The sequence below is a fragment of the Streptomyces sp. NPDC002669 genome (genome assembly GCF_042889165.1).
In the GTDB taxonomy this organism is placed as follows: Bacteria; Actinomycetota; Actinomycetes; order Streptomycetales; family Streptomycetaceae; genus Streptomyces.
Genome location: NZ_JBIAQQ010000035.1, coordinates 20,188 through 39,487, shown reverse-complemented (window position 1 = coordinate 39,487; position 19,300 = coordinate 20,188). Strand labels below are relative to the sequence as shown.

Sequence of the window (19,300 nt, the reverse complement as noted above, 5' to 3'; positions counted from 1 at the left end):
ACCTCTTCTTGTCGCCCGGGGACCATCGCGATGTCGTGCGAGCCGTCCTCGTAGACCTTCAGGACGGCGTCGGGGACGCTCTCCGTCGACCTGCGTCCGGTCGGCACAGCCACGACCTGGACACCAACTGCCTTGCAAGCAATGGCAATCGCTAATTACCCGGCCTCGGGTCAAGCCCCGCGGTCTTGGCTGGGATCACCACCTGGCTGTGGGACCGCCTGCGCTCGCGTGACCGTCGTCGCCCCGTCCACGCGCCTCACGCCCCTCATTCGGATCTGTCTATTGTGGTGGCATGCGAGCGTCGGATGGTTCGGTCGAGTGGCTTGAGGACTTCATCACTGCGTGGCACGGCCCACGTCAACCGAGCTATGGCCTGGCCGAGACGGAACTGCCCGAGTTCCTCCCGGTGCCGCTCCGACGCCTGTACCGTCATGCCGGACGCTGGCCCGGCCCGAATCCGGAGGAGCACCTGCCGGACTCGCCCGGGATCTTCCAGCAACAAGACGTGCTCGTACGCGCCGAGGCTCTGAGCCTTCATGACGGAACGGTCGAGTTCCTCGGCGAGAACCAGGACAGCTGGACATGTCGTGTCACAGTCGCCGGTCCAGCGGCGCCCATCGTGCTGAGCAACGCCCACTGGATGTGGGACGACGGCCCGGAAGACGAGTACACCCCGCTGACACCGTCCCTCGAACATTTCCTCACCAGCTTCGTGCTCCAGGAAACGGTCTTCGGATGCCGCAGCCTCGCCACCACCAGCGAGCCGGCACCCCTGCCCGACCGGTCGGTCCCGCTCTGGCTGGACGGCTGGTACGTCTTCGAAGAACCCAGCCACAGCTTCTGGAGCGTTGGCTCCGCGCTCGTCGCCGACATCAGCGGAACCCGCTGGGTCGGCTGGAACGGTCCGGACACGCCCTCAGCCGAGCTCGGCACGCTGCAAATGATCCGAAGCTAAGGGCTGTCCCGTAATCCCTGGTGGATCAGCGCGCGGCGTCAGATGCGGTGCATCGCAAGGCGGAGGGGCGTACGCATACTGGATGTATTCGGATGTTCCGACAACGCAGCGAGGTGCCGTAGCTGTCGTCGTGCGCCCGCCGGGGATTACGGGACAGCCCTTAGCGTTCCGCGCGAATCGGCGCCCTCTCAAGAGCCGGACCGTACGCGGGCCAACACCGCTTCCCGAGCCTGAGAATCCGTCGTTTCCGCTGGTCGACAACGTATTGAGTCTGCACCACCAGCAGATGAAGCACCTCCTCGTGTCGTGCTCGCCGAAGAAGCCGGGCCTCTTCCGGACGCACGGGCCTCCGCGGGTGGTCGTCCCACCCGCGAAGGCCCTTCCGGCCGGGGTGCGCCGGGCTACGGCGCTTCCGTGAGGATCTCCGTCGCGGTGCTCATGTGCAGCCGACGGGTGTGGTCGACCGTTCGTACCGGCCCGGTCAGCGCGACCCGGGCCGTGAGGCGCGCGTCGGTGCTCGACGCGCTCAGCCGTAGTTCGAGATCGCCCGGCTCGACGATCCGGTGGCCGTCGCGGCCCGTGAAGGACGCGAGGTCCGCCGGGACTGTCATCCGCACCCTGGCCGCCCGTCCCGGACCCAGGTCGAGGCGTACGTATCCGATGAGGCGCTGCACGGGCTGGACCACGGAGGCGACCGGGTCGTGCAGGTACACCTGGATCACTTCGGTCCCCTCCCGCGCACCGGTGTTGCGGACGGTGCAGGAGAGCGTGAACTCCCCTTCCGTAGAAGCCCGTCCGTGCTCCACGACGAGGTCGCTCCACTCGAAGGCGGTGTACGTCAGACCGTGGCCGAACCCGAACGCCGGGGTCGGGTCGGCACTGGACACCTCGCTGGAGTGGCCCAGCCGCGCCGCCAGGTACGTGGAGGGCTGGGAGCCCGGGTGGCGCGGCACGCTGACGGGCAGCCGGCCGGAGGGCTCGGTGCGGCCGCTGAGCACCGAGGCGATGGCCCTCGTTCCTTCCTCGCCGGGGAAGAACGACTGCACGACCGCGGCTGCCTCGTCCGCCGCCCGCCCGAGGGCGTAGGGACGTCCGGCGAGCAGGATGACGACGACGGGGGCGCCCATGTCGAGGAGGGTGTCGAGCAGCTGCCGCTGGACACCGGGGAGCGCCAGGTCCTCCGCGTCGCAGCCCTCCCCGCTCGTGCCGCGCCCGAAGAGACCGGCCCGGTCGCCGAGTGCGACGATCACGAGGTCGGCGCTCCTGGCCAGTTCGACGGCCTCGCCGAACCCGCCGGTGTCCGGGCCGTCGATGTCCGCACCCTTCGCGATGACGATCTCGCTGTGGGGGAACTCCGCCGCACACGCCTCGCGCAGGGTGGGCAGTTCGATGCCGAGCGGGGTCCCGGGATGCCGGCCCCCCACGTGGACGGGAAAGGCGTAGCAGCCGAGGACGGCCGTCGGGGTGTCGGCGTTGGGCCCGATGAGTGCGATACGGGCAGGGGCTTCGGCGGCCTCCGCCGCCAGGGGCAGGGTGCCGTCGTTGCGCAGGAGCACGACGGCCTGTTCAGCGACGCGGCGGGCGAGCGCGCGGTTCTCGTCGGTGTCGAGACGGACGGTCCCGCGCAGCGCCTCCGGGTTCCCGTCCGCCGAGCCGTCCGCGCCCGCGGCTGCGGCGAGCACCGGCGGCACCGGACTCCAGTCCACGTCCAGCAGCCCCAACTGGGCTTTTTGGACCAGGACTCGGCGTACCGCACGATCCACCAGCGACTCGGGCACGAAGCCCTCGGCGATCGCGTCGGTCAGCGGGCCGCCGAACGTCTTGACGGTCGGCAGCTCCACGTCCACACCCGCGCCGAGTGCGACGCCGGCCGCGTCCCCGAAGGTCTCCGCCACACCGTGCAGTGTCTTCAGGAACGCGATGCCGAAGTAGTCCGCGACCACGGTCCCGCCGAAGCCCCAGGTGTCGCGGAGCAGACCGGTCAGCAGCGGTCCGTCGGCCGCGGAGGGGATTCCGTCGGTGTCGGTGTAGGCGTGCATGACGGACCGTACGCCGCTTTCGCGTACGGCCATCTCGAAGGGGGGCAGGATGATGTCGGCCCGCTCCCGCGCGCCCATACCGACGGGGGCGAGGTTGCGGCCGGCCCGTGAGGCGGAGTACCCGGCGAAGTGCTTGAGCGTGGCGACGGCCCCGGCCGACTCCAGTCCTCGCACATAGGCGGTGGCGACCGTTCCCACCAGGTACGGGTCCTCGCCGATCGTCTCCTCGACGCGGCCCCAGCGGGCGTCGCGTACGACGTCGAGTACGGGGGCGAGCCCCTGGTGCACGCCGACGGAGCGCATGTCGCGGCCGATCGCGGCGGCCATCTCACGGACCAGCTCCGGATGGAAGGTGGCGCCCCAGGACAGAGGCACCGGGTAAGCGGTCGCACCCCAGGTGGCGAAACCCGCAAGGCATTCCTCATGGGCGATCGCCGGTATGCCGAATCGGTTCGCCCCGGCGATGCGCTCCTGGGTGCGCGACAACGAGAGGGCGCCCACGGCCGGGTCGACCGGGGCCGTCCCGAACGGGCGGGTCAGCTGGCCGAGGCCGTGCGGAAGAAGGTCGTCGAGGGCGACGGCCTCCTCCATGTCGTGCTGGAACGGCGCGACTTCGCCGCCCTCGTCGGACGCGCCCACCCAGACGCCGAAGAGCTGGGAGACCTTCTCCCGGAGGGTCATGGCGGCGATCAGGGCGTCGGCCCTGGCCTCGGGGGCAAGGACGGGATCGTGCCAGGGCCCGGTGAGGCGGTCCGGGGCGCCGGACACCGGCGCCCCGGAGTCGGCGGTCTCGGCGGGTGTCCGCACGCCGGCGTTGTCGATGTTGGCGGTCACTTTCCTCCCACTCCCATCAGCCCTTGTACCAGGGCACGACGTGCGAACAGGTAGACGATCAGGATGGGGAGCATGGACAGGACGACTGCGGCGAGCAGGCCCGGGGTGTCGACTCCGTGTTCCGTCTGGAAGTCGTAGAGCCCCAAGGTGATCACCTTGGTCTCCGTCGACTGCGTCAGTACGAGGGGGAAGAGGAAGCCGTTCCACGCCTGGAGCGCGGAGAAGACGACGATCGTCGAGATCCCGCTCCTGGACAGCGGCAGCACCAGCTGGAAGAAGACCCGCCGGGACGAGGCGCCGTCCATTGTCATCGCCTCGTACAGATCGGGGGTGATGTCCCGCATCACCCCCGTCAGGATCAGGGCGCACACCGGCATGGCGAAGGCTGCCGTCGGCAGGACGACGCCGATGAGGTTGTCGTAGAGACCGGCCTCGCTGATGACGAAGAACATCGGGACGACGACCGCCTGCGAGGGGATCGCCAGGCCCAGGAGGAACAGTCGGAAGACCGTGGTGGTGACGCGGCCCCGGCTCCTGACGATGGTGTACGCCAGCGGCGGGACGAGGAGTACGACGATGCCCACCACGCACACGGTGACGATGACGGTGTTGAGGAAGTACTGCGCGAAGCCGCTGTTGAGGTCGTTGACATAGTTGTCGAGCGTGAAGTGCTCGGGGAAGGACAGCGGGCCGTTCGCCGCGTAGTCGGGGCGCGTCTGGAACGTGGCGACGAGCATCACGTACAGCGGCAGCCCCACCACGAGGAGCCAGACCAGCGAGCCGAAACCGGCGAAGTGGTTGGGACGGCTCTTCCTCACAGTCCCTCCATGGTGCTGCGCATCCTGTCGTAACCCGAGAGCCGCACCACGATCAGTGAGATGACCGTGGAGACGAGGACCAGGAGGAGGGCCATGGTGGACGCCGCTCCGTAGTCGAAGCTCTTGAACGCCTTCTGGTACATGTAGTACGCACTGATGGTGGTGTCGCTCCCCGGTCCGCCCTGGGTCAGGATGAGCACGGTGTCGAAGGTCGTGAGTCCGCCGACCACCATCAGGATCATCGAGGTGATGATCGAGTTGCGCAGTTGCGGCAGCGTGATGTGGAAGAACTGCCGCACCGTGCCCGCGCCGTCGATCTGCGCCGCCTGGTAGAGGACCGGTGGCACCGCGCGCGCCGCGCCCTGGTAGATCAGTGTGTGCAGTGGGGTGAACTGCCAGGTGCTGACGAAGACCAGGACGCCGATCGCGGTGGCCTGTGTCCCGAACAGGTTGCCGTCGCCGAACAGCCAGGTGGCCTGCGCGGGGACGCCGAGGTTGGGGTCGAGGACGGCGCGCCACAGCACGGACACGGCCGCGACGGACAGCAGCATCGGGACGAAGTAGATGGCGGACAGGACGGCCCGGTTGCGCTGGTGCCCCGCCGCCCAGACCCCGAGCAGGATGCTCAGCGGGGTCTGGACGGCGACCCCGAGCACGGTGAGCAGGACGCTCAGCCAGAGGCTCTTGACCATGACGGGGTCGTCGAGAAGCGCCTTCCAGTTGTCGAGTCCGGCGAATTCCGGGGCGCTCAGACCGTCCCAGCTGGCGAAGGAGAGTACGGCGACCATGATGAGCGGGACGATGGCGAAGAAGACGAAGAACACGGCGGCGGGCGCCGCCCAGAGGAATCCCGGGCGGCCCGCTCCGATGCCGGACGAGCCGGCCCTCTTGGCCGTGTCGCCGTCTGCGGAAGGGGGTGCGGTTCGGGTCATGTCATGTGTTCCGGGTCCGGTTTTCGGTGCGCTCACGAGGTCGGCAGCGCCTGCATGGCCTCGATGAAGGCGTCCTCGTCCATCGAGCCGTTGAAGAACTGCTGGAGGGACTGGTACATCGTGACGGCCGCCGACTGGGGGTACGCCTGGTCCCAGGAGAGCTGGAACGCCGGGGCCGCCTTGACCATGTCGTACTGGAACTTCGCGAACTCGGGGCTGGCGGCGGCGTCCAGGAAGCCTTCGGTGTTCGTCGTGGTCGGCAAATTGCCGATGGCGAGCTGCGCCTTGACGAACTGGTCCGAGTACATGAGCTTCAGGAACTCGGCGACGGCCTGCGGGTGCTTCGTCTTCTTCAGCACGGAGTAGAAGTTGTTGGTGTTGCCGACGATGTTCGCCCGGTCGCCCTTGCCGCCTTCGACGGCGGGGAAGGCGCTGTATCCGAGGTCGCTCTTCGCGAACTCGGGATACGCGTCCTGCTGCGTCGAGTACTCCCACGAGCCCATCAGCTCGAAGCCGGCCCTGCCGGTCGCCAGGAGTGTGGGGGAACCCTGGTCGGTGAACTTCACCGAGTCGTAGTTGGTGCCGAAGGCTCCGGCGTCCACCAGTTCCTTGATCTTGCTCAGCGCCTTCCGGCTGTCCGGGCTCGCCCAGGCGTCCTGGTCGCCGTCCAGGGCCTTCCGGAAGAGCTCCGGGCCGGCGATGCGGTCGTACAGGTACTCGAACCACATCAGCGTCGGCCACCGGTCGCCGCCGCCCAGCGCGATCGGGGTGACTCCTTCGGCCTTCAGCGCCTTGACCGCCGCCAGCAGGTCGTCCCAGGTCTTCGGGGGTTCGATGCCCGCCTTCTTGAGGACCTTGCCGTTGTTGAACAGCAGCACGGGCTGCGTACCGCGCATGGGTATCCCGTAGGACGTGCCGTCGACCACCGTGCTGTCGAACACGGACGGCAGGAACTTCGCCTTGAGGTCGGGGTCCTCGGCGATGAAGGGGTCCAGCGGGAGCAGCAGGCCGGCGTCGACGAACGGCCTGATGCTGCCGCCGCCCCAGTTGAAGAAGACGTCCGGCGCCTGCTTGCTGTTGATGATCGTCTGCAGCTTGGCCTGGTAGTCGGCGCCCGGGATCGTGTCCAGGACGGCCTTCACCTTCGAGGTCTTGTTGAAGGCGGCGACGATCTCCTTCTCCACCTTGTTCGCCGCGTCCCCGTAGACCAGGACGTGGATGGTGTCGTCGCCGGCCGCGTCGGAGTCTCCTCCGCATCCGGTCAGGGACAGCACCAGGGCCAGCGCGGCACCACCGACGGCAACGGTCCGCGAGAACCGTGCGCGTTGCTTCATCGGCACACCTTTCGAAACTTTTTCGGCTCATTTATCGAAACTTCCTGAGCCGGGACGCTAGGACTCCCCACCCGGGGGGTCAACCCTCAGTCACGGCGTTATCAAAGCGTTACGCCTGGGCGGCAGTTGGCTTGTGCTTTATGCTCCTCGCCATGCGCGATGACGAGAAAATGGGCCGCATCACCCTGGCTCAAGTGGCCGAGCGGGCCGGCGTCTCCATTTCGACAGTTTCGAAGGTCCTCAACGGACGGCAGGACGTGGCGGCCCCCACGAGGATCAAGGTGGAACGTCTGCTGGAAGCCCATGCGTACCGACGCACCACCCGGTCGGCCAGCGAGGCGCCGCTCATCGAGATCGTTTTCCACGAGCTGGAGAGCATCTGGGCGATGGAGTTGATCCGGGGAGTGGAGAACGTCGCCAAGGCCCACGGTGCCGGGGTTGTCCTCACCGAAAGCGGAACCCGTCACTCGCCCGGCCCCGACTGGATGGAGGCGATGCTCCAGCGACGGCCGCTCGGTGTCGTCCTGGTCTTCTCCGCCCTGCCCGGCGAAGTGAAACAGCAGCTCAGGGCGCGTTCGATCCCGTTCGTCATCATCGACCCGGCGGGCGACCCCGATCCCGATGTCCCCTCGGTCGGCTCGGCCAACTGGAATGGTGGACTGGCCGCCACCCGCCATCTCATCGAGTGCGGGCACCGGCGCATCGGGGTCATCACCGGACCCGAGGACATGCTCTGCTCCCGCGCCCGGCTCGACGGCTACCGGTCGGCGATGACCATGGCGGGGCTGGAGGTGGACCCCGGACTCATCCTGTTCGGCGACTTCCACGTGGAGGGCGGATACGAGCGCGCCGCAGAGATGCTGTCCCGCCCCCAGCGGCCCACCGCGATCTTCGCGGGCAGCGACCTCCAGGCACTCGGCGTACTGGAGGCCGCCCGGGTGCACGGCCTGCGCGTCCCCCACGACCTCTCGGTGGTCGGTTATGACGACGTGTCCATCGCCCGCTGGGCCAGCCCGGCCCTGACCACGGTCCACCAGCCGCTGCGTCAGATGGCGGAGGAGGCCGCGCAGATGCTGATGCGGCTACGGGCCCAGGAACCGGTGTCCACGCGGCTGGAGCTGGCCACCAGCCTGGTCGTACGCAAGAGCACGGCGCCACCGCCCGAGAACTGAGCACCGCCCATGGGCCGCGGCCCGTGCCGGTGAAGGGCCGCGGTCCATGGAGGGTTGGAGCAGCGTCCACGACGTGCTGCCGTCGGAGCACCGGCTGACCGGCCGGTCAGCCGGTGGGGAAGGAGTCGGGGGTGCTGATGCGGCTCTTGAGCAGCGCCCCCGATTCGGTCAGCACACCGCTGCTGCTGTAGTCGCCGCCGTTGCAGGTGCCCGGTCTGAAGGCCGCGCTGCTCTCGTCCGCGTCGGAGTAGGTCCAGTTCGCGTAGCCGATCTTCAGCTGATCGAGCAGGTCCAGCCAGGCCGTCGTGCTCGCCCGGTCCATCGCTCCCCCACCGGTGGCGCTCACCGTGCCGAACTCGGTGACGAACAGCGGCAGCCGGGAGGCCGCGCGGCTCAACGTGGCGCGGTAGGGGTCCTTGTGACTGGCGGCGCAGAAGTGGAAGGCGTACATGATGTTGTCCGCTCGGACGGGGTTGTCGACGACCTCGCTCTCGTCGGAACCGTCCGAGACGCCCAGTGAGGACCAGCCGCGGGTGCCGACGACGATGACGGCGTCCGGGTCCGCGGCCCGGATCACCGGGATGACCTGCTCGGCGTAGGACTTGATGGCCGTCCAGCTCACCCCGTTGGGCTCGTTGGCGATCTCGTAGATCACGTTCTTCTTGTCGGCGTTGCGGGCGGCGACGGACGCGAAGAACGTCTTGGCCCGGTCGAGATTGTGGTTCGGATCGCCCGGCGTCAGGGTGTGGAAGTCGATCATGGCGTACATGCCACCCGCCTCGGCCATGTCGACCAGGCCGTTCACCCGGCTGGTGAAGCCCGCCGGGTCGGTCTCGTAGCCGCCTTCCTGGACATACATGGCCACGCGCAGCAGGTCGGACTTCCAGTCCTGTGCCAGCGCGTCCATGGACGCGGCGTTGTAGCACTTGCTGAACCACTGGATGCCGTGGGTGCTCATGCCCCGCAGCTGTACGGGGCGGCCGTACTGGTTGCACAGGTGCACGCCGCAGACCTGGAGCTTGCCGTTGATGTCCACGGGGGTGCCGGTGCCCGGGACGGGCGGGGGCTCCTCCGCGGAGCCCGTACAGGCGACGCCGTTGAGCGTGAACGCCGTCGGTTTCGGGTTGGCGCCCGTGAAGGTACCCGTCATCCCCAGATCGACCGACGCACCGGTGGCCAGTGTGCGGTTGTGGTCGACGCCGGCTGCGAAGACCTCGGAACCGGACTGCGTCCAGGTCCCGTTCCAGCCCTGGACGAGCTTCTGTCCCGCGTCGGGCATCGTGAACTTCAGGGTCCATCCGGTGACGGGATCACCCAGGTTGGTGACCTTCACCGCGGCCCGGAAACCACCCTGCCACTGGCCGGTGACCGTGTGGTCGACCTTGCATCCGGCGGCAGCCGCCGCCTGGGGGCCGAACAGGGCCATGAGGCCCAGGACCATCGCGCAGGTGATCAGTGGAGCCAGAAAGCGATTCACTGCGATCCTCCTCGTGCGCAGCAGGACGGGCCGTCCGCTCATCGTGGTGACGCCGTGCCGCAGACCTTGCCGTTCAGCCTGAAGACCCGGGGGTCGTGCACGAGGCCGGTGGGCCGGCCGTTGAAGCCGAACCGCACGGTGTCTCCGGGCGCGAGAGTGACGTTCCACCTCAGGGCCTCGGCGGTGACCCGCGGGCCGGTCTGCCCGAGGTCGGCGCCCCAGATGTCGGTCACCTGCTGCCGGTCGGCGAACGTCCAGTCGAGCCGCCAGGGCCGGACCGTGCGGTCGCCGGTGTTCTTCAGCGCGACGTGGGTGGTGAAGCCGTTGCTCCAGCGCTGCGAGGTGTAGGTCACCTCGCACTGTTCCTTCGCGGGCTCGCCGCCGCCCAGGTCGTCCACGTAGGACGCGACCCAGGCGAGCGGGGCGTTCCAGTTGATGGTGATCTCGTTCGTGGCCCAGGACTCGATGTCGTCGATGTAGCACATCGCCGGGGCGCAGCCCTTCAGCTTGGCCTGCGCGACCGGGTCCTCGATGGACGCGTTCGGCCCGCCGGCCAGGGAGCCCGGTGCGGGGTTCGGCAGGGCCGGGTCGAGCTGGTTGGCCCAGAACCGGTGGTGCTGGTTGCGCGAGTCCCGCTCGCCGTACCCGGTTACGTAGGACTGGTTCAGCGCGTTGCGGCCCAGAAGGTAGTCGAGTCCGCGCAGTACGGCGTCCCGGTAGACGGTCCTGCCGGTCAGGTCGTGCGCAGAGCCCAGGACGACCATGTTGTTGGCGACCTGACTGTTCGAGCCCCATACGTAGTTCCCGTCGTCGGGGGCGTACGGCAGGCCGTACGCGGCCCCGGCCGAGTCGGCCGCGTATCCGTCGGCGGCTTCGGTCACCATGCCGCGCACCGTGGCGAGCTGGTCGGCGGACAGCTTGCCCGGCACACTCGCGAGGTTCAGGACGCCGAGTCCGGCGACCGAGCCCCAGGACATGCCGCCGCGCGGGAAGACCGCGTCGGTGTCACCGTGCAACGGGGAGCGGAGGAATTCCTGGCGGTAATCGTCCTCGCCGGTGGTGAGGAAGAGTTCCGCCGCCGCCCAGTAGAACTCGTCCCGCACGTCGTTGTCGTTGTAGGCGCCGCCGCCCGTGGCGTCCTGCGGATCGGCAAGGATGTCCGGATGGGCCTTGGCCGCTGTCCACGCGGAGCGCGCGGCCGACCGGCACCGCGCGGCGAAGTCCGCGTCGTAGACCTGGAAGAGGCGGGCGCACTGGGCTGCGGTGGCCGCCAGGTTGAGGGTGGCCGCCGTGGTCGGCGGATGCAGTTCCCGGGGCTGGGGGTCACGGTCCGGCCGGAGCGGCAGTCCGGTCCACGCCTTGTCGTGCAGCTTGTGGTGGGCCATGCCCGCGAGCGGCTCCCCCGCGGGCACCTGCATCCGCATGAGGAACTCCAGCTCCCAGCGCGCCTCGTCGAGGATGTCGGGAGTGGCGTTCCCGTGCTCGGGCACCCGGAGTTCGCCGTCACCGAGCGGCCCGGCGTCGGCGGTCTCCTCGTACAGGGTCCGTTCGAACGTGGACATCAACTGGGCCACCGATATACCGCCGTTGACCACGTACTTGCCGTGGTCACCGGCGTCGTACCAGCCCCCCGCCGCGTCGAGACGGTAGTCGCACTCGCCCGGTCGGCAGGGTACGTCGTTGTCGCCCTGATTGGGACTCACACCGAGATGGCCGGCCGGCCGCGCGTACCGCTCGCCCACGATGTCCGCGTCGATCTCGATGCCGCTGCGATTGTGATAGAAGTACGCGAGCGCGTCGGTGCGCAGCGACGCGTAGAGGTCGTCGCCGATGGCGAACGGCTCGCTCTTCTCCCCCGCGACCGTGACGGTGTATCCCTCTCCCCGGGTCGTCACCGCGCTGAAGTCGAAGGTGTGGACGTTCTGCCGCGAGGCGGTGTCCACACTCGCCGGAGTGGTGGTGCCCTCGGCCACGCGTGTCCCGGCGGCCGATTCGAGTGTCCAGGGCAGCGGGTCGGTCCCGTCGGTGACGACGGTGCCGGCCTTGGGGCCGTGCGTGAGGTATCCGACCTGGTTGACCCGGACCGGGGATCCGGTGTCCGGTTCGTACGGCGGCGGCGCGGTCCCACCGCGCAGCGACACGTCGTCGATGCAGAAGGTGAACTCCTCGGCACTGCCCCCGATCTGGAAGACGAGCTGCGCCGCGTCGTGGTCGGCTCCGGCCGTGAAGGTCTCCGTGACGCGTTCGGCGGTCGCCCCGACCGGCTGCGCGGTGGCGAGTTCCGTGGTCCACGGTTCGGTCGCCATCTGCACGTTGGTGCGGATGGTGACCGGCACGGTGGACGTCGCCGTGTAGCTCAGGGTGTATCCCTCGCCGGCGGTGAGGGCGAGCCGGTTCTGCCCGACGATGGCGTCCCACGCGTTGGCCGTGCCCCCGGGGACATCGGCACAGAGGCGTCCGTCCGAGACGGTGACAGGGCTGTTGGCCGTCGACCACCAGGGGGCGGTGCCCGCGGAGAAGTCCCCGTTGACGATGATCTCGGGGGCCTCGTCGAGGGGCTGGGCGGCGCCGGCGGGTGCTGCAAGAGTGCCGGCCAGCAGCCCGGCAGCGGCTACGAAGCCCACTGACACGCTGACGCGTCTGGAACGGTCCGATCGGCGAAACGTACGGGACGGGCGGGGGACGAGTGACTGAGGTCGCGGCACACCGAAGTCCTTACGGGAGGGGCCGGAGCGCGCGGTGACTGGGGCACCGGCTTGCGTCCGGCGGGGCACGGACAGAAGTGGGAGCGCTCCCACAAACTTCGGGGTCGCGAGACGTGCCGTCAAGCGGTTGGACAGGATTCGCCGCTCCACCGGGCTCACGGGAGATGACCGCCCGGACCGAGGACCCACGCGACTCCGGCCCGACAGGACCCGGCGTATATTTGCCGCCGCCTCGTCAGGGCGCAGGACCGGTCCCCCGTCACGGCTTCCCGGGTGATCAACCACGCCCCGGAGGCCAAGGTGTCCGCACGCCGTGCCGCGCAGCGCACCATCGACGAACCGGACCACGCGCCCACCGTGGCCGCCCGTTCACCGAGCGGGCGACGCACGGGCACCGTCGCCCCGGTGGCAACGAGGACGGGCCGGCGGCTGTTCAGGGATCCGTTCCTCTCGCAGGTCGTGCGAGCGGTCGGGGACGCACCGGCCGAGGCGGGCATCCGCCGCTCGCGCCCGTGCGCACGGGCTCCGAACGGCAGCGGCTCGTGGAATACGTGCGCGGCAGCCGGGTCGACGTGACGCTGCCGATGCCCGTATGGGCCGAGGGCCCCTTGCCGGCCTGCTCGCCGACACACGGCCGCCCCCTGCGCCGCGGGGCAGGCGCCCGGGCAACGAGCGGGTGACCGACATGGACGCGGCGGGGCCGCTTCGACGACTTCGAGCCGGCAGGGCGGATCAAGCCGCCGCCGACGCCCGTCCGCCTGTCTGTCTGCCCGCCTGCCTGGCTGCCTGCCGATGAAGGAGAGCGGCCGGATCATGATGTGGCCGCCACCGGAAGGGGCGGATCAACCGGGGCGGCCCGACCCCATGCGATCTCGCGAACACGGCCGGTGGTACGCGAGTCGGCGTGACGCTCCTTCCCACTCCACGTCGAGCCGCCATTCCCACCCGGTGAGGCACCCGGCCGCGGCCCGCCGAAACGCGACGGTTGCGTCGGCCCCGTCCCACGCCCTCGCCCTCGCCCTCGTCCTTGTCGAACTCCTCGACACATCTTCCACGACGGGTTGTCAGGAGCACGGCACAACTCCTACAGTCCGTGATACCAACGCGTGGGAGCGCTCCCAGAACTGAATGGTCGGCGCTGCCCATTCCGCGATCGCCCCATCCGGTCGTCCCTCCCAGAGAGGCCCCGCATGCGAGCGCCACCGCACTCCCCCGGCACCACCCGCAGCCCGCTCATCACTCCTGCCGGCGTCGGCCCGACGCGGTCCGGTCGTCGTCGGGTCCCGCCCGGGCGGAACCGGCCTCAACGGCACGGCCGTGCGTGAACCGATCCGCACACGAGCCGCCCCCGCCCCCCTCGCCCGCCTCTGCGCGGGGCGCGGGCCCCGGTGGGGTCCGCCGCGCCGCGCGTCCCGGTCCGCGCATCGTCAACTCCTGCCGTGCGTCGGCCGGTCCGCCCTCGGCGGCCACGGACCGGCTCCGGCCGGTTCGCCTCCGGTGGAACCGACGGCTACGGCCCGCACCGGCCACGGCGATCCCACCTGCCGCGCCGCCGCGCCCACCCGACCCAGGCGCCCCCGGACTCCTCGCCCGACGGTGGCCGCAGGAGAGAAACCCAACCGGAAGACCATCCCACGACAGCACAGGAGACCTCATGGCCCGACGCAAGAAGCTGTTCGCCTCCCTGGCGGCGGTGTTCGCGACACTGCTCGGCGGAATCGGCCTGACATTGATGGGCCAGGGCAACGCGCAGGCGCACGGCGTCACGATGACACCGGGATCGCGTACCTACCTCTGCATGCTGGACGCCAGGACCGACACCGGCGCCCTGGACCCGACGAACCCGGCGTGCAAGGCCGCGCTCGACGAGAGCGGCGCGACCTCGCTGTACAACTGGTTCGCCGTGCTCGACTCCAACGCGGGTGGACGGGGGGCAGGTTACGTCCCGGACGGAAAGCTGTGCAGTGCCGGTGACCGGTCGCCGTACGACTTCACCGGTTACAACGCCCCACGCTCCGACTGGCCCCGGACGCACCTGACGTCCGGGAAGACGATCCAGGTCGAGCACAGCAACTGGGCGGCGCACCCGGGCTCCTTCCGGGTGTACCTGTCCAAGCCCGGCTACTCGCCCAGCACCGAGCTGGGCTGGGACGACCTGGAACTGATCGAGACCGTCTCCGACCCGCCGCAGGCGGGCGGGCCCGGGACGGAGGGCGGCCACTACTACTGGGACCTGAACTTGCCCTCGGGCCGCTCGGGTGACGCGGTCATGTTCATCCAGTGGGTCCGCTCGGACAGCCAGGAGAACTTCTTCTCCTGCTCCGACATCGTCTTCGACGGCGGCAACGGCGAGGTGACCGGCATCCGCGGCTCGGGCGGCACTCCGAATCCGACGCCCACTCCGACCCCGACTCCGACACCCACCGACCCGCACACCGGGTGCATGGCCACCTACAGCGTGACCAACTCCTGGAGCGGCGGCTTCCAGGGTTCCGTCGAAGTCATGAACCACGACACGGCGGCACGTGAGGGCTGGGCCGTGCGATGGAAGCCCGGCTCGGGAACCAAGGTCAGCAGCGTGTGGAACGGTGCGCCGACCACAGCGCCCGATGGCACGCTCACGGTCGGGAACCTCGACCACAACCGCACCATCGCACCGGAAGGCAGCGTCACCTTCGGGTTCACCGCGACATCGACCGGCAACGACTTCCCGGTCGGCCCGATCGACTGCGTCACCCCGTAGCCGCTGACGCGCGCAGCGCCGGTTCCCGCATCGCGCGGGAACCGGCTCCGCCGTGCGTGATGCGCACTCGTACGCCAGGCACCAGGAGAGGGCCGCGGCAGGGTTCTGACGAGGTGACGGCATACGCGTCACCACGTCCCCTTGGGGCGCCGCGTCCGAGTGATGCAGCCCCGAGTCGTCTTGCGTACGCGAACGGAGCGACTCGACACGTTCGCCGCATCGAGCAGGGGTCGACGTGACGAGCGGCTTCAATGATCGGGGAGCCGGCGAACGGCGCCCACGCCTCTCGACCGTATTGCCGTCCACTCCGAAATATTTGCGGGACCCCAGGCATGAAACGCCGCTCCCGCACCGATTGATGGCCGATGCGGGACCGGCTGCACCACGCAGACCTGGCAGGATCCACCACACGACGGACATCCGTGTGCTCGCTCCGACCCCGGCCACACGTCATCCGCCGACGGCGGCGCCAGGGTCCACCATCCGACTCGCCCGGATTTCGAAACTTTCGAAACAATGGAGGAAACTTTTTCTGCCGAGAGTATTGACGATGCATCATCAACCCCTCAATCATTCCTGTCTGGGCAACCGGCCACAGTTCGGCACTCCGATCGCACCGGCCTCGGGAAGTCCGTGCCGCACAGCAGATCCGCGCACCAGAGCACCTGCGCCCCCTGTTTCGTTCCGGTGAGGTTCGCACCAGCGCATCCTGGCTCTTCGCACAGTCGTAGAGGTACGCGACGCCGCTCGGTGGTCCCCCGGCTGAGCCTCGATGGAGTACCTCGTGCCTACGTCGAGAACCGTCCCCTCCCATGACCGCGGTGTCCGGTGATTCCGTGCTACCCGGTCTCCGGCCCGCCCCGTCCGTCCGTCCGTCCGCCGACTGGGCGCGGACGACGCAACCCCTGCGCTTCGGCCCTTCCGCGTTTTCTACCCTGGAGGCACAGTCATGGGCTCGTTTCCCCTTCCCGGACCGGTGGTCCACCTGAAGATCCGCAGCCTGCTGTTGGCGCTGGTCGTCGGCGTCCTCGGTGTGGCCGCCACACTGGTGGCTCCGCCGGCCTCACACGCCGCCGAGAGCACGCTCGGCGCCGCGGCGGCACAGAGCGGCCGGTACTTCGGCACCGCCATCGCCTCGGGCAAGCTGGGCGACTCGGCGTACACGACGATCGCCGGCCGTGAGTTCAACTCGGTGACGGCCGAGAACGAGATGAAGATCGACGCCACCGAACCCCAACGGGGCCGGTTCGACTTCACCTCCGCCGACCGCGTCTACAACTGGGCGGTGCAGAACGGCAAGCAGGTGCGCGGCCACACCCTGGCCTGGCATTCCCAGCAGCCCGGCTGGATGCAGAGCCTCAGCGGCAGCACACTGCGCCAGGCGATGAATGACCACATCAACGGCGTGATGGCCCACTACAAGGGCAAGATAGCCCAGTGGGACGTCGTGAACGAGGCCTTCGCCGACGGCAGCTCGGGAGCCCGGCGGGACTCCAACCTGCAGCGCTCCGGCAACGACTGGATCGAGGTCGCCTTCCGCACCGCGCGCGCCGCCGACCCGGCGGCCAAGCTCTGCTACAACGACTACAACATCGAGAACTGGACCTGGGCCAAGACCCAGGCCGTGTACGCCATGGTCCGGGACTTCAAGCAGCGCGGCGTGCCGATCGACTGCGTCGGCTTCCAGTCGCACTTCAACAGCGGCAGTCCCTACAACAGCAACTTCCGCACCACTCTTCAGAACTTCGCCACCCTCGGCGTCGACGTGGCCGTCACCGAACTCGACATCGAGGGCGCCCCGGCCTCGACCTACGCCGCCGTGACCAACGACTGCCTGGCCGTTCCACGCTGCCTCGGCATCACCGTCTGGGGCGTGCGCGACAGCGACTCCTGGCGATCGGAGCAATCGCCGCTGCTGTTCAACAACGACGGCAGCAAGAAGTCCGCCCACACCTCCGTCCTCGACGCACTCAACGGCGGCTCGTCCACACCCCCGACCGGTTCCGGAGAGATCAGGGGCGTCGGTTCGGGCCGGTGTCTGGACGTGCCGAACGCCTCCACCACCGACGGCACGCAGTTGCAGCTGTGGGGCTGTAGCGGCAGCACCAACCAGCAGTGGGTTTCCACCGCCGGAGGCGAGCTCCGGGTCTACGGCGACAAGTGCCTGGACGCCGCCGGTACCGGCAACGGGGCCAAAGTCCAGATCTACAGCTGCTGGGGCGGCGACAACCAGAAATGGCGCCTCGGCTCCGACGGCTCCATCGTCGGTGTCCAGTCCGGCCTCTGCCTCGACGCCGTCGGCAACGGCACCTCCGACGGAACCCTGATCCAGCTCTACTCCTGCTCGAACGGCAGCAACCAACGCTGGACCCGCACCTGATGGGGCCTGCCACCGGCAAAAGGGCGAAACCATGAGGGCCTGCAGCGCGGCTTCTCCCGCCCTTCCAGGAAGACAACGCTGATGGTCCCGGGTCGCCGCCGTGGTGGCGGCGGCCCTCGCGATCGGGGCTCCTCACCGCGCTGAATCCGGCGCCCGCCCAGGCAGGCAATCCGCCTGCTCCTCCCACGCCGCGGCCAGGCTCGCCCCGATGGCCTCCTCGTCCGACATCCCGCTCAGTGTCAGGTCGCGCGAGCGCCACGGGTCGTCGCTGCTCGTCCAGGTGCGGTTGATCGCTTCCTGCAGCCGGGACAAATAGGCCGCGCCGTCGCGTTCGTACTGCCGCGTCTCGGCGGCCTCCAGGCGTATCAGCCTCGACCCGTCCACGGCGCTGTACCAGCAGCGCGCGTTCATGAAGAGATGCTCGCCCACGGCATACAGGACCCAGGTGTTGCCGTCGGTCGCGATCCGTTCCGGGCGTTGTGCTTCCCGCGCGATCCGGGCGGCATCGCCCCACCGCTCCACCGGTGGAACCTTCTCCGGGGTCCGGCGGTAGGTGTCGTTGAGCGAGACGTACTCGAAGGTCGGGTCCGCGTCGCGGTGCAGCGCGAAGAGGATGTGCCGGTGGCAGATCGTGCAGCCCAACTGTGCCTCGACGCGTTCCATCAGCCCGGAGTCGTGCAGGCGGAGCATGTCGCCCAGGGCCACCCGGTTGTGCGCCCGGCGGAGACGTCCGGCGGCGACCCCGTCGCGCAACGCTGTGATCGTCGCGTCCACGTCGACGCCACCGGGCGCCGATGCCGCCCTGATCAGCGTGCCCGCGCAGCCGGGGCAGCGTCCGTCGGCGGGATCGGTCCCGGCGTACGTGTCCTCTGCCGTCAGCTGGATGAGCTTCAGACGGCCCGGCGCGTCCTTCCGGGCCCACGCGTCGTAGAAGACCTTCACGAATCCGGCCCCGACGGAGTGGGTCGTGTTCGGGCCCACGCGCCCGGTGACCGGCTCACCGAGTGCCTCCTCGACCTGGCTTTTCGAGGCGTCCCGGCTCAGCCCGGGGATCAGGGTGCCGAGCCCCGTGAAGCCGTGCGGCGCGGCATCGGTGGGCTGGATGTGGAAGAGGATCGCCGTCACCGCCCCGTCCCGGAGCATGATCTCGCCGCCGGAGCCGAACGTCAGGTACCGGTCGTGGTGTGCGGGCGCACCGACCTCGAACTCGCTGATCACCGGGGCCGAGCCGAGCAGGCCGACGACCCGCCGCACGGCGTCGTCGTGCTCGGTCATCAGGAGGGCGTCCTGGTACGGCTCGAAGGACTGCCGCACCGCGGTTGCCCGGGCCGCTGCCCCGCGTTCCGTCTCCTGCGCGCGCCGGGTGCGTTCCGCATCGCTGATGATCAACGGCTCGGCGCCGAACCACAATCGCTTCTCGAACGTTTCACGGTCCCGGGAACGTGTCGGGTCGACCCGGCACACCATCGCCAGTGAGTCCCGAAGTCCGCCCAGAAAGCGCTTGTTCATCGTGGTCAAGTACTGCTCGACCTGGGAATCGGTGCCCCCGAGGATCATGTCGATCACCCGCAGGCACTTTCCCGGCGGCCGTGCCGGTGCGGCGTCGGGGTGGAAAACAGCGAGTTCACCGAAGAGCACGGCGAAGACGGCCCACCGCCGAAGTGCGCTGCGCTCCGCGACGGCGACCTGCTGCGCGGTCACTTCGAAGTGGAAACGATCGTGTCGGCCGGCCCGGTCGACCTGCACGTTCAGCGTCCCGCGACCGTCCCCACGGACGTCGATGAACGGGTCGTCCCCGCCCCGGTCGGGCAGCAGCCACAGCCGTCGTGCGCCCCTGCCGGGCGTCCGGCCCCGCGGGCTTCGCCTCCTGCTCATGGCTCCTCCTCGTACATCCCACGCTCGCGCCGCTTC

At 69.3% G+C, this 19,300-nt stretch carries 11 protein-coding genes; 4 read left to right on the top strand and 7 right to left on the bottom strand.

Annotated features, from left to right (window positions below):
- The first annotated feature begins 292 nt into the window (after positions 1 to 292).
- Complete coding sequence (locus ACFYW1_RS34505) at positions 293 to 955, top strand: hypothetical protein (RefSeq protein WP_389002447.1); 663 nt, start codon at positions 293 to 295, stop codon at positions 953 to 955.
- 401 nt (positions 956 to 1,356) lie between these two features.
- Here ACFYW1_RS34505 and ACFYW1_RS34500 read toward each other — a convergent pair whose 3' ends face one another.
- Genes ACFYW1_RS34500 through ACFYW1_RS34485 form a run of 4 tightly spaced genes read right to left on the bottom strand, consistent with a single transcriptional unit; the run spans position 1,357 to position 6,912 of the window.
- On the bottom strand, positions 1,357 to 3,828 hold the full coding sequence (locus tag ACFYW1_RS34500; RefSeq protein ID WP_389002444.1) for a glycoside hydrolase family 3 N-terminal domain-containing protein: 2,472 nt from the start codon (positions 3,826 to 3,828) through the stop codon (positions 1,357 to 1,359).
- Positions 3,825 to 4,646 (bottom strand): carbohydrate ABC transporter permease, encoded by an 822-nt coding sequence (locus ACFYW1_RS34495; protein ID WP_389002441.1) that lies wholly within the window; start codon positions 4,644 to 4,646, stop codon positions 3,825 to 3,827. Before ACFYW1_RS34495 ends, ACFYW1_RS34500 begins: the two co-directional genes overlap by 4 nt.
- Positions 4,643 to 5,578, bottom strand: coding sequence for a carbohydrate ABC transporter permease (locus ACFYW1_RS34490; protein WP_389002438.1), 936 nt, complete (start codon positions 5,576 to 5,578; stop codon positions 4,643 to 4,645). Before ACFYW1_RS34490 ends, ACFYW1_RS34495 begins: the two co-directional genes overlap by 4 nt.
- Positions 5,579 to 5,610: 32 nt before the next feature.
- Positions 5,611 to 6,912, bottom strand: coding sequence for an ABC transporter substrate-binding protein (locus ACFYW1_RS34485; RefSeq protein WP_389002435.1), 1,302 nt, complete (start codon positions 6,910 to 6,912; stop codon positions 5,611 to 5,613).
- A 140-nt stretch (positions 6,913 to 7,052) separates the two neighbouring features.
- Between ACFYW1_RS34485 and ACFYW1_RS34480 the strand changes: the two genes are divergently transcribed.
- Entirely contained in the window at positions 7,053 to 8,084 is a 1,032-nt protein-coding gene (locus ACFYW1_RS34480; protein WP_389002432.1) for a LacI family DNA-binding transcriptional regulator, read from the top strand.
- 106 nt (positions 8,085 to 8,190) lie between these two features.
- Here ACFYW1_RS34480 and ACFYW1_RS34475 read toward each other — a convergent pair whose 3' ends face one another.
- Positions 8,191 to 9,561, bottom strand: coding sequence for a cellulase family glycosylhydrolase (locus ACFYW1_RS34475; RefSeq protein ID WP_389002429.1), 1,371 nt, complete (start codon positions 9,559 to 9,561; stop codon positions 8,191 to 8,193).
- 38 nt (positions 9,562 to 9,599) lie between these two features.
- Positions 9,600 to 12,185, bottom strand: coding sequence for a glycoside hydrolase family 9 protein (locus ACFYW1_RS34470; protein ID WP_389002426.1), 2,586 nt, complete (start codon positions 12,183 to 12,185; stop codon positions 9,600 to 9,602).
- A 1,735-nt stretch (positions 12,186 to 13,920) separates the two neighbouring features.
- On the opposite strand from ACFYW1_RS34470, the gene ACFYW1_RS34465 reads away from it, so the two are divergent.
- On the top strand, positions 13,921 to 15,009 hold the full coding sequence (locus ACFYW1_RS34465; RefSeq protein WP_389002423.1) for a lytic polysaccharide monooxygenase: 1,089 nt from the start codon (positions 13,921 to 13,923) through the stop codon (positions 15,007 to 15,009).
- Between the two features lie 949 nt (positions 15,010 to 15,958).
- Positions 15,959 to 17,389: an endo-1,4-beta-xylanase gene (locus tag ACFYW1_RS34460; protein ID WP_389002420.1), complete on the top strand. Its 1,431-nt coding sequence runs from the start codon at positions 15,959 to 15,961 to the stop codon at positions 17,387 to 17,389.
- Between the two features lie 132 nt (positions 17,390 to 17,521).
- On the opposite strand, the gene ACFYW1_RS34455 is transcribed toward ACFYW1_RS34460, so the two are convergent.
- Complete coding sequence (locus ACFYW1_RS34455) at positions 17,522 to 19,264, bottom strand: hypothetical protein (RefSeq protein ID WP_389002417.1); 1,743 nt, start codon at positions 19,262 to 19,264, stop codon at positions 17,522 to 17,524.
- Positions 19,265 to 19,300 lie beyond the last annotated feature (36 nt).